This window comes from Nakamurella sp. A5-74, assembly GCF_040438885.1.
In the GTDB taxonomy this organism is placed as follows: Bacteria; Actinomycetota; Actinomycetes; order Mycobacteriales; family Nakamurellaceae; genus Nakamurella.
Genome location: NZ_CP159218.1, coordinates 4,737,277 through 4,748,569, shown reverse-complemented (window position 1 = coordinate 4,748,569; position 11,293 = coordinate 4,737,277). Strand labels below are relative to the sequence as shown.

The 11,293-nt window shown below is 66.7% G+C and carries 11 protein-coding genes; 8 read left to right on the top strand and 3 right to left on the bottom strand.

Annotated features, from left to right (window positions below; translation table 11 throughout):
- Positions 1–696: 696 nt before the first annotated feature.
- The 6 genes from rpmH (at position 697) to rsmG (ending at position 4,215) form a co-directional block, all read left to right on the top strand.
- Positions 697–834 (top strand): 50S ribosomal protein L34, encoded by a 138-nt coding sequence (gene rpmH, locus ABLG96_RS21805; protein WP_353649396.1) that lies wholly within the window; start codon positions 697–699, stop codon positions 832–834.
- A gap of 26 nt (positions 835–860) precedes the next feature.
- A complete protein-coding gene (rnpA, locus tag ABLG96_RS21800) occupies positions 861–1,250 on the top strand; it encodes a ribonuclease P protein component (protein ID WP_353649395.1) in 390 nt (129 codons plus the stop codon).
- Positions 1,247–1,636, top strand: coding sequence for a membrane protein insertion efficiency factor YidD (gene yidD, locus ABLG96_RS21795; RefSeq protein WP_353649394.1), 390 nt, complete (start codon positions 1,247–1,249; stop codon positions 1,634–1,636). Before rnpA ends, yidD begins: the two co-directional genes overlap by 4 nt.
- Positions 1,633–2,742: a membrane protein insertase YidC gene (yidC, locus tag ABLG96_RS21790; protein ID WP_353649393.1), complete on the top strand. Its 1,110-nt coding sequence runs from the start codon at positions 1,633–1,635 to the stop codon at positions 2,740–2,742. The genes yidD and yidC overlap by 4 nt, the downstream gene beginning before the upstream one ends.
- Before the next feature lie 112 nt (positions 2,743–2,854).
- The gene (locus ABLG96_RS21785; protein WP_353649392.1) at positions 2,855–3,445 is read left to right on the top strand and encodes a R3H domain-containing nucleic acid-binding protein; all 591 of its coding nucleotides are present in this window, start codon (positions 2,855–2,857) and stop codon (positions 3,443–3,445) included.
- Between the two features lie 17 nt (positions 3,446–3,462).
- Positions 3,463–4,215, top strand: a complete 753-nt coding sequence (gene rsmG / locus ABLG96_RS21780) for a 16S rRNA (guanine(527)-N(7))-methyltransferase RsmG (protein WP_353649391.1) — start codon at positions 3,463–3,465, stop codon at positions 4,213–4,215.
- A 66-nt stretch (positions 4,216–4,281) separates the two neighbouring features.
- Here the strand turns inward: rsmG and ABLG96_RS21775 are convergent, their stop codons facing one another.
- Positions 4,282–5,271, bottom strand: a complete 990-nt coding sequence (locus ABLG96_RS21775) for an LLM class flavin-dependent oxidoreductase (protein WP_353649390.1) — start codon at positions 5,269–5,271, stop codon at positions 4,282–4,284.
- Positions 5,272–6,369: 1,098 nt separating this feature from the next.
- On the opposite strand from ABLG96_RS21775, the gene ABLG96_RS21770 reads away from it, so the two are divergent.
- Together ABLG96_RS21770 and ABLG96_RS21765 are read left to right on the top strand one after the other, a co-directional pair.
- A complete protein-coding gene (locus tag ABLG96_RS21770; protein WP_353651620.1) occupies positions 6,370–7,320 on the top strand; it encodes a ParA family protein in 951 nt (316 codons plus the stop codon).
- Positions 7,317–8,300, top strand: coding sequence for a ParB/RepB/Spo0J family partition protein (locus tag ABLG96_RS21765; RefSeq protein WP_353649389.1), 984 nt, complete (start codon positions 7,317–7,319; stop codon positions 8,298–8,300). Before ABLG96_RS21770 ends, ABLG96_RS21765 begins: the two co-directional genes overlap by 4 nt.
- Positions 8,301–8,632: 332 nt before the next feature.
- Here ABLG96_RS21765 and ABLG96_RS21760 read toward each other — a convergent pair whose 3' ends face one another.
- Both ABLG96_RS21760 and ABLG96_RS21755 read right to left on the bottom strand, forming a co-directional pair.
- A complete protein-coding gene (locus ABLG96_RS21760; RefSeq protein WP_353649388.1) occupies positions 8,633–9,598 on the bottom strand; it encodes a D-alanine--D-alanine ligase in 966 nt (321 codons plus the stop codon).
- Positions 9,599–9,648: 50 nt separating this feature from the next.
- Positions 9,649–10,950 carry a PLP-dependent aminotransferase family protein gene (locus tag ABLG96_RS21755; protein WP_353649387.1) on the bottom strand — a complete coding sequence of 434 codons (1,302 nt, stop codon included), beginning with the start codon at positions 10,948–10,950 and terminating at the stop codon, positions 9,649–9,651.
- Between the last annotated feature and the right edge of the window lie 343 nt (positions 10,951–11,293).

Below are 11,293 nucleotides of genomic sequence, written 5' to 3'. Positions count from 1 at the left end.
ACAGTAGTTGTCCACAGAAGTGGACAAGTAGAGGGGTCTACACGTCCTGTCCGTGCGGTGTGTCCCGATCGGGCGGGATCAACCGGACAGCGGGAGGCGGGGACGGGCCGTTCGGGGTGCGCGGGGGACGCTAACAACCATCGAGCCTCCTGCACAAGGTGAGGCTTGAGGCAAGCGTTCGGTGCGGCGTGTCGGAATGCGGTGAAATCCGCATCCGAGCGCCGTGCTGACGAGCGGATGCCCCCGTCTGTCGTAATCACACGTCGGTGATCCGCTCGGTGCGGGGGCGCGCCGATCACACAGGGCAAGGCTCGGGTGGGGGTGAATCATCAATGGAGTGGTCCGGAGCCCCGGCGCGACACCTCGGGTTGCCCGGCGGGCGGACCTCGTCCGCTCGGGTCCTGCCCGGAGACCGCGACCGCACCAACGCCTCGTGACCTGCGTGGGTTTGACCGTTCCCCTGATCCGTCCGTACCCTGAGATCAGTGCCTGGGATCTCCGGGCGGCTGTCTGCTGTCCCCAGTTCGTATCGTGGCGCGATCTTCACTGATCTTCTCCAGAGCCCGGTTCGGACGGCGGGACGGACGGGCACCGGTGTGGCGGCGTCCCTCGTTCGCGTCACCACCTGCAGTGCATGCCAGGAACACGAACTGTCGCTCGCGCGAGTGACAGCCTCAAGTTGAAAGAGAAACGACAGTGAGCAAGCGGACTTTCCAGCCGAACAACCGCCGCCGGGCCAAGACGCACGGCTTCCGTCTGCGGATGCGTACCCGCGCCGGCCGTTCGATCCTCGCGGCGCGTCGTCGCAAGGGCCGCGAAGAACTGTCGGCCTGAGCGCTCCTGCGCTCGCCAGCCCACTCGTGTCTGCGGCCACCTCCCGCCTGCGTCGATCCCAGGACTTCTCCCGGGTGATGCGGACGGGTCGGCGTGCCGGAACGACTTCTCTGGTCGTTCACCTCGCAACCGGTTCCGGTGAGGATGTACCCCGACCTCCCCGGGCCGGTTTCGTCGTGTCCGGGAAGATCGGCAACTCGGTGGTGCGGCACCGGATCACCCGCCGACTTCGTCCGCTCGTCCGGTCCCGGCTGACTGCGCTACCCACCGGGACGGATGTGGTGGTGCGGGCCCTGGCGCCGGCGTCGACCGCGAGCAGCACCGAGTTGGCCGCCGATCTGGACATCGGTCTGCGGGTGGCCGCCAAACGCGCCGGCCTGGTGTTCCGCTGGGAAAACGAGCAGGCCGAACGATGAGCGGCCGGATCGCCCGGATGTTGATCGCCCCCATCCGCTTCTACCAGCGGCAGATCTCGCCGTCGCTCCCCGCCACCTGCCGGTACCACCCGACCTGCAGTGCCTACGCGGTCGAGGCGCTGCAGGTGCACGGAGCCCTGCGAGGTACGTGGCTCACCGTGCGACGCATCGGCCGTTGCCAGCCATACAGTCGACGCGGTCCGATCGATCCGGTGCCCCCATCCCGCCGGGAACCTGAACGGCAGTCGGACAGTTCATCCTCTGGGGTGATCGTGGAGAGTGACAGCAGTCGTCGCCGAGCCGATCGACCTGTACGAGCAGAGTTCAAGAAATTTGCCATCCCCGGCGTCGCCGTCGGAACACCCGGAGAGAGACCGTCCTCGTGACATTCGATTTCTTCAGCCTCGACTACCTGTACTACCCGGTCTCCGGGATCATGTGGGTCTGGCACAAGGTCTGGGGTGCCCTGCTGGGCCCGACCAACGGCTGGGGCTGGGTACTCTCCGTCGTGTTCCTGGTCTTCACCCTGCGACTGCTGCTGTTCAAGCCGTTCATGAAGCAGATGGACAGCCAGCTCAAGATGCAGGCGATCCAACCGCAGATGAAGAAGCTGCGGGAGAAGTACGCCGGCGACCGACAGCGTCTCGCCGAAGAGATGATGAAGCTCAACAAGGAGAACGGCGTCAGCGCGGTGGGCGGCTGTCTGCCCGCGCTGATCCAGGCTCCGGTGTTCATCGGTCTGTTCCACGTGCTGCGGATGTTCCAACCCCAGCAGGACAAGTTGCCCGGTGGTGGCCTCGGACAGCTCTACTTCAAGGGCCAGGTCTACTTCTTCGGGGCGCAGGACGTCCAACACTTCGGTCAAGCGACCCTGTTCGGTGGTGCGCCCCTCGGTGGTTCGATGTCGATGAAGGGCGAGCAGCTCGCCTTCATGGGCGGTGACCACACCACGATCATCTGGGTGGGCGTGCCGCTGACCATCCTCGCCGGCATCATGACTCACCTGACGTCGCGTCGTTCGGTCGCCCGCCAGGCATCGCTCAATCCGGAGGCGGCCGCCAACCCGCAGTCCGCGATCATGAACAAGCTGATGCTGTACGTGTTCCCGGCCTTCGTCGTCATCGGTGGGCCGTTCTTCCCGCTGGCGATCCTGTTCTACTGGCTGGCCAACAACTCGTGGACCTTCGGGCAGCTGTGGTTCGCACACCGTGTCCAGGACAAGCGCAAGGCGCTGCAGGCTGCCGTGGTCGTCGAGGAGAAGCAGGCATTGCGGTTCACCAAGCCGGCGCCGGGAGCCCGCCCCACCACCGTGGTGGTCGACTCCGACGTGAACCTGAGCAAGGGGTCCCAGGTATCGGATGATCCACCGGGGACTGCGAAGCCTGCGACCCGACCCTCGCCGGGAGCGAGGCCGAGCGGCGCGGGTGGTCAGCGGCCCAATCGCCCCGGCAACCGTCCGTCGAGCAACTCCAAGAAGAAGCGCAAACGCTGACGCTGCACCCAGGTGTGTGTCGATCCGCGCGGCGGATGTCCGACCCACCTCCCCGATGCGTTGCGGCACAGGACTTCCCGGCTCGCCGGGCCACACTGAGACAAGGATGATGATGACCGAGAACAGCACGTTGAGCGACGTCCCCGAAGCACCTACGGAAGCAGATGCACTCAACCAGTCAGCGGTCGAATCAGTGGAATCGCTGGAGACCGCCCCGAGGCGCAAGGGACCGGTGCACGAGGAACTGGTGGCCGAGGGCGACGCCGCAGGTGACTATCTGGAGCGACTGCTCGACATCCTCGACTACGACGGCGACATCGATCTGGACGTCGAAGGTGAGCGTGCCGTGGTGTCCGTGATCGGCGACAGCGACGACATCCGCAAGCTGGTCGGCGACCGGGGAGAGGTACTGGATGCGCTGCAGGAGCTCACCCGGCTGGCTGCCACGGCAGAGACCGGTCAGCGTTCGCGGCTGATGCTGGACGTCGGTGGATACCGCGCCGAACGCCGTACTGAGCTGACCGAGCTCGGACGCAGCATCGCCGGCGAGGTCGTGTCCTCGGGTGAGCCGGTGCGACTGGATCCGATGAACCCCTTCGAGCGGAAGATCGTGCACGATGCGGTTGCTCTGGTCGATGGTGCCGAGTCCTCCAGCGAGGGTGAGGAGCCGCGTCGGCGCGTGGTCATCTCCCCCGCCGCCTGATCTTTCTCCGATCGATCATGTCGGACGAATCGGACAGTGCGCCACCCTCGTCGTCTGACGACGACCGGGTGGATGCCTGCCCGCCTGCGGGTGCCGCACTGTTCGGCGACCGGTGGCCACTTGCTCAGCAGTACGTGTCGTCGCTGGCCTCCGACGGGGTCGAGCGCGGACTGATCGGTCCGCGCGAGACACCCCGTCTGTGGTCGAGGCATGTGCTGAACTCGGCAGTGGTCGCCGAGCTGCTGCCACCCGGCGCGACAGTGGTCGACGTCGGATCGGGTGCCGGACTGCCCGGCATCCCGCTGGCGATCGCCCGGCCTGACTGCACCCTCTATCTGGTCGAACCATTGCTGCGCCGCACGCTGTACCTCGCGGAGATCGTGGCGGCCTGGGACCTGGACAACGTGCGGGTGCTGCGCGGGCGGGCCGAGGACGTCGCTGACGACCTGGCGGCAGCCACCGGGGGCGGCGCCGAAGTCGTGACGTCCCGTGCGGTGGCTCCGTTGGCGAAGCTGGCCAGGTGGTCGGTACCGCTGTTGCGGATCGGCGGGATCTTCCTGCCACTCAAGGGGTCGTCAGCCGGCGAGGAGATCGAGCGGGATGCCGCCGAGCTCGAGAAGTGGGGTCTCGGACCGGCCACGGTGATCGAGGTGGGAGCCGGCGTGGTCGACCCGGTCACCTCACTGGTCCATGCCGAGCTGGTTCGTCCGCCACCCAAGGCTGTGCCGTCCTCCGGCCAGCGGTCTCGGCCACGGAAACGGCGCGGCTGACCGACGCGCAGCCCGACCGCGGTGTCGGCCGAGGCTTTGCATGCTGGTGGGACGGTCGGGCGCTGCTCAGCCGCTCGAGGCCACCTGCGCGATCTGTTGGATCTGGCGTCGGCCGGTCGCGGGATCGTCGTCGAGGAAGAACGCCGCGGAACGCAGACCCGCGTCGGCCAGCGAACGGATGTGCTGTGCGGCATCGTCGAGAGTGCCGACGGCTCCCATCGCAGTCCAGTACTCCTGCGGCAGGTCGATCAAGGCCTGCACTCCCCCGGCCTCGGCTGCAGTGACGAGCGCATCGGAGAACGGGAGCGCGCTGATCATCGGCAACCGGTGTATGACGGCGTCCAGCAGACCATCGGCCATGGCCGCCCGTGCATCCCGCGGGTCGCCAGCGACCGACCACCAGGACAACGCGCGGAACTGGAACTCCGGCCCGGCAGCGCACAGCGTACGAGCCTGATCGAGGTAGTAGGGCGAAGTCGGCGCGTCGAGCAGCACACCGTCGCAGACCTGGCCCGCCAGTTGCAGCGACTTGGCCCCACGTACGCCGGCGATGACCGGTGGCGGTGTGGCGGGCGGGAAAACCAGTCCGACGTCCCGGACGGTGACCACTCGACCCGCCTCGTCGAGATGTTCGCCCTGCAGAAGTGAACGCACCGCGCTGAGGGTCTCCCCCAGTGCGGTGAGCGGTGAGGCCGGCTTGACGCCCATCTGCTGCATCCAACTCTGGACACCGTGACCGATACCGGCGACCACCCGGCCGGGACCGATCTGCTCCAGGGTGCTGATCTCCATGGCAGTCACCGCCGCGGTGCGGACGACCGCCGGCAGGATTCCGAGCCCGACGCTGATGTGCTCGGTAGCGGCGAGAGCGACGGCGGCGAGTGGCGGAGCCGTGCTGTAGAAGCAGTCTTCGACGAACCAGATCTCGTCCAGGCCGGCAGCTTCCGTGGCCCTCGCGAACTCAGCAGCAAGGGACGGTGAATAGCTCCGCGGGAAGCCCACCCCGATCGACATACGTTGGCGACTCGAACCGGCGGCGACGGACGTCTGTGTCATGCGTCGAAGGTACGTGGCCGCCCCGACACCTGCTGATCCATGTGCGCCTCCGTTCCACGTGAAACAGGAGATTGGTGACTGGCACTGTTCGCGCCCCGGGGTGGTGTCCGACCGGCCTCCCACCCCTCCGTTCGTTCCTCTCTCCGGGGGGCCAGACCCAACCAACGCCGGCCAGACACCACCCCGGGGAACGCTCCTGAATCGAGCCGCCATGTCCGACCTCCCCACCCAAGACCGCACTCGTCATGAGACACCGTCGGTACTCGGAGGAGCGGGTCGAGATCCAGCTGTCCACACAAGCCTCCAACTCTCCCAATCAGAGAGCCGCGGTCGTGGAACGTGCGACGAAGGATTGAGTGAGACTCCGACCTGCGCTGCTGGACCCTCGCCTGCTTCCCTGGAGCGTCGAGGTTGGCCGTACGGCCCCCGTGCACTCCCCGATCAGAAGCTGCGGTGGTCGAGCGAGCGACGGAGGAGCGAGTCGAGACCCCATCCGAGATTCGCGGCTGCTTGTGTTTCACGTGAATCGACGAGGCAAGGCTTCTGGTAGATGAAGGACCCGAGGCTGTGAGCGATCATGCTTCGAACCTTGCCGTCCATCACGGGACGTGTGCCGGAGGGAGTAGAGCAAGATGAAACCGATGGGCTGACGCAGCCGGTGTCCGGCACTGGCTCCACGGCGGGGCCGCCACTCCTCCATCACTGGATCTCCCAGCCGCTCCGTTTGTTGCTCGATATCAGATGAGACCCAGGGCGGCGGCATTCAAGCCGGGCATGACGGAGCGGCTACCGCAACGCTCTCCATCGCCGGCCTGTCTCGTCACGAGAAGAGCGAGAGGCCCACAGGGGGTTTCACGTGAAACACCGCGCATGGCTCAGTGTGAGCTCCCGCTGTCTCAGATCCACCCCAGCAGGTGACGTAGGGTCGAGCACGACTTCGTTGTGCAGGTGATCGAGAGGATTGGTGTGTCCGAGAACGCAGCTCCAGGATCGTTCAAGGACGATGTTCCACGTGAAACCGGCGAGATCGATCCAGCCGTTCCACGTGAAACACGCCCATCAATCTCGGCCTTCAACAGCCGTGACGTCGATGACGAACTGCCCGCACCCAGTACCCCCGGGGCTTCCGATGCGTTCGTCGATCCCTTCCTGGAGGACACCCCCATCGCCGCCGCCGCCCGACGGGCGATCGAAGTACAGCAGGGCGACCTGTCCCTCCCCCGGCCACGTGAACGTCGGGTGTTCGCGGTCGCCAACCAGAAGGGTGGCGTCGGGAAGACCACGACGACTGTCAACATCGGGGTCGCCCTGGCGCTCGCCGGACTGCATGTGCTCGTCATCGACCTCGACCCGCAGGGCAATACCAGCACTGCTCTCGGCGCCGTCCGGACGCTGGGAACGCCATCGGTGTACGAGGTGTTGCTCGGTGAGATCGAGGCGGCCGAGGCGATCCAGACCTGCCCGGACGCACCCCGACTGGGCGTCATCCCCGCCACCATCGACCTCGCCGGCGCCGAGATCGAGCTCGTGACCATGGTGGCTCGGGAGGGTCGGCTGAAGAAGGCGATCGAAGCGATTCGCGGCGAGTACGACTACGTCTTCATCGACTGCCCGCCCTCGCTGGGACTGCTCACCGTCAACGCAATGGTGGCCACCCAGGAAGTTCTGATCCCGATCCAGTGCGAGTACTACGCACTCGAGGGCCTGGGTCAGCTGATCAACAACATCTCTCTGGTGCAGCAGCACCTGAACCCTTCGTTGGACGTCAGCACGATCCTGCTGACGATGTACGACGGGCGCACCAAACTCGCCGACCAGGTCGCCCAGGAGGTTCGTTCCCACTTCGGGGACAAGGTCCTCACCAGCGTCATCCCGCGTTCGGTGAAGGTATCCGAGGCGCCCGGATACGGGCAGTCGGTGATCACCTACGACCCGGGCTCCCGCGGCGCTCTGAGCTATCTGGATGCCGCCCGGGAGATCGCCCACCGGGGCGCAGCGCCTGCCGTCTCCGCGCACTCTCAGCAGTCGACGACCGAGGAGCGCTCATGAGCAAGCCCAAGGGGGGGCTCGGACGCGGGATCGCGTCCCTGATCCCCACCGGCCCCACCACGTCGACGGTGTCGGATGTCTTCATGGGAGGTCGACCGACGCCTCCGGCCGCGCCCATCGACGCCGACGCACCGCGGTACGAAGAGGTAGATCCGGCGTCGATCCGGCCGAACCCGAAGAACCCCCGCACCGTCTTCGACCAGGATGCGCTCGCAGAACTCGAGCACTCACTGCGTGAATTCGGCATGCTTCAACCGGTCGTGGTCCGTTCCCTGGACCGGCCGGAGGGCGACATCAGGTTCGAACTGGTGATGGGTGAGCGCCGCTGGAGGGCCTCCCAACAAGCTGGTCTGCCGAAGATCCCGGTGATCGTCCGCAAGACCGAAGACGCGGCTCTGCTGCGGGACGCGCTGCTGGAGAACATCCACCGGGCCAATCTGAACCCACTCGAGGAAGCGGCCGCGTACCAGCAGCTGCTGGACGAGTTCGGAGTCACGCACGAGGAGTTGGCCACCCGGTTGGGGCGCAGTCGGCCGGTCATCTCCAACACGATCCGACTGCTCAAGCTGCCGGTTCCGGTGCAGCGTCGAGTCGCTGCCGGTGTGCTGTCGGCCGGTCACGCTCGGGCCCTGCTCGGGCTGGAGGACCCGGAGGCGCAGGAGAATCTCGCGACCCGGATCGTCGCCGAGGGCCTGTCCGTTCGCGGCACCGAGGAGCAGGTGACGTTGTTGGCCGGCGACTCACCCCGCCGACGAGCGCAGCCGCGCAAGAAGATCGTCATGCCGGGACTCGAGAATCTGGCCCGGCTGCTGTCGGACCGCTTCGACACCCGGGCCAAGGTCGACCTCGGACGTCGCAAGGGGAAGATCACCCTCGAGTTCGCGACCGTCGACGACCTCGAGCGGATCGTCCGGATGATGGCCCCCGAGGTCGCCAAGCGCAGTGCCCGGGACGGTGGATTCGGCACCGCCGAGTCCTGATGCCAGATGCTCGCGACGACGCGAGCCCACCGAACTGCTGTCGGATCACCTCGAACCGGGACGCACTGCGCTGAAATCGGTCGCGATCGGGCGGTCGACCGGCCGAGGGTCCCGAGTTCATCTTCGTCCGCGATTTTCCGTGACCGGTCGCCCCGGGCAGTTACGTCACGGTGACGGAAAGCGTCGGAACCTGCCTCGTTGCGTTCGACAGGTCGCCGAAACATACTGCCCTGCAACGGTTCTCGCGGGAAACTCGCGGCTGGGTCCGACCTCGGCTCCCGAGGCACAGCCCCTGGCCGCCACTCCTTCGCGCAGCCGGCTCCAGGTGCCGGTCAGTGACGAATGATTGCCGTTTCGATGAGTCGGGAGTACAGCACGCCGAGATCTTCGCCCGCGGCTTCGGCCGCCATCGGCAGCATCGACGTCTCGGTGAGCCCCGGCGACACGTTGACCTCCAGGAACTGGACCTTGCCGTCGTCGCCGACGACCGCGTCGGTCCGGGACAGGTCCCGGAGACCGAGCGCTCGGTGCGCCGCCACCGCCAGCTCGGCTGCCTGACGGGCCTGTTCGTCGTCGAGCCGCGCGGGGGTGAAGTAGGTCGTCAGGCCGGCGGTGTAGCGGGCTTCGTAGTCGAACACGTCACCCGGGAAGGAGACCTCCACGGCGGGGAGAGCACGTGGCGTCGCGACGCCGTCCACGATGTCTTCGACGACGGTGACGGCGATCTCGGTACCGGTCACGAACTTCTCGACCATCACCACGTCGCCGTAGGCGAAGGACGAGACCAGGGCCGCGGGCAGCTCAGCAGCATCACGGACCGAGTTCGCGCCGAGGGCGGAGCCACCCTGGTGCGGCTTCAGCATGATGGGTATGCCGAGGCTGTCCACCAACAGATCGATCAGGGCATTGGCACCGAGATCACGGAACGTGCTGTGCGAGAGAGTGAACCAATCAGGAGTGTGGAACCCGGCGCGACGCAGGAGGTTTTTTGCGGTCGGCTTGTCCCAGGCGAAGCGGCAGTCGTGGGCGGCGGTGCCGAGGAAGGGTACGCCGGCCATCTCGAGGATTCCCTGGACGGCACCGTTCTCCCCACGTCCGCCGTGCAGCGCGATGACCGCCGCGTCGGGCCGGTGTTCTGCGAGCCAGGGGATGAGGGACAGGTCTGCGTCGCGGATCACCACGTCGTGTCCGGCGCGCCGCAAGGATTCGGCCACCCGTGAGCCGGATCGCAGCGAGACCTCGCGCTCGTGCGTGAGCCCACCGGCCAGCACGAGAACATGACGTTGGTCAGTCGGCACAGTTGAACATCTCCTTGTGCTGCAGGGGTTTCGGGATGACGTGGGCGGGTTCAGGCAGTGTCGGGCGACGGGGACGACGGCGACGGAGCACCGAGTGACCGACGGCGGGTCGAGGACGATCCGAAGGTGCGCATGATGTCCTGCTCGCCATCGAGCACGCCGGCGAGCCGACGGACACCCTCGACGATGCGCTCCGGCGTGGGGTAGCAGTAGGACAGTCGCATCTGTCGGGTTCCGAAACCGTCTGCATAGAAAGCGGTTCCGGGTACGTAGGCGACGCGGGCGGTGACCGCGCGGGGCAGCATGGCCGCCGTGTCGAATCCATCCGGCAGCGTCACCCAGACGTAGAAACCGCCGTCCGGATGCGTCCAGGTGGTGCCCTCCGGCATGTGCGCCTCGAGTGCGCCGAGCATCGCGTCCCGGCGTTCGGCGTACAACTGCCGGTAGGTCTTGATCTGGGACTGCCAGTCGAAGTTCGACAGGTAGCGGGCGATCATCATCTGGTTGAACACGGGTGGGTTCAGCGTCGCGGACTCGTTGGCCAGCACCAACTTCTCGCGCACGGCGTGCGGCGCGAGCACCCAGCCGATGCGCAGACCGGGAGCGAACGTCTTGGAGAAAGAGCCGAGGTAGATGACGTTCTCGGCATCAATCGACCGGATCGCGGGATAGATGGTGTCCGAGAACCCGAGCAGCCCATAAGGATTGTCTTCCAGGACAGTGATCCCGGCGTCCCGACACAGCTCCGCGATCTGCGGACGACGCTCCACGGCAAGCGTGGTCCCGGCCGGGTTGTGGAAGTTGGGGATCGTGTACAGCAACTTGATCCGGCGACCGGAGGCGCGCACCGATTCGATGGCGGCGGCCAGCGCATCGGGCAACAACCCGTCCTCGTCGCTGTCCACGTGCACTACCTGCGCCTGGTACGAGGAGAACGTCCCGAGCGCGCCGACGTAGGAGGGTGCTTCGGCGAGGATGACGTCGCCGGGATCGCAGAAGATCCGGGTCACCAGGTCCAGGGCCATCTGGGAGCCGACGGTCACCACGACGTCATCGGGGTGGGCGGAGATGCCTTCCAGCGCCATGATCTGGCAGATGTGTTCGCGCAGTTCGAGAATGCCCTGACCGGAGCCGTACTGGAGTGCAACCCGTCCGTCCTGGGCGATCATCTGGGCGACGTCCGCAGCCAGCTCTGCCAGCGGCAGCGACTCCAGGTACGGCATCCCGCCGGCGAGCGAGACGACCTCGGGGCGGTTGGCAACCGCGAACAGCGCCCGGATGGCGGAGGCGCGCATCCCGTCCGTCCGGGCGGCATAGCGCGCCAAGTGCGGATCGAGCGAATTTCCGGTCATGCTGCGGTCGCTTTCGGGCTCGGCGGCGTCGACGACGGTGGTTGCGCCGTTCGGGTCATGGTCAGTCTAGAGCGGGGGGTCGGATGGTCGGTTGCCGCCGTCGGTGCAGGTGGGCGAGGGTCGATATCGCCGAAGGTAGGAGGACTCAGCCCGGTCGAGAGGTCGAACACCGACGATGAGGGGTCATCACCAGGCCGACTGAGCGGCCTGAGCACCGTGCTGGAACTGCTCGCGTCCGTATGGGAAGCATTCGGCAGCATGGGGGCGGCGGCGAACCGGTCGAGTTGGGAAACGTCGCGCATGGGCAGTCGGCGCCGGTGGATGGCATCAGCCGGCCGTCACA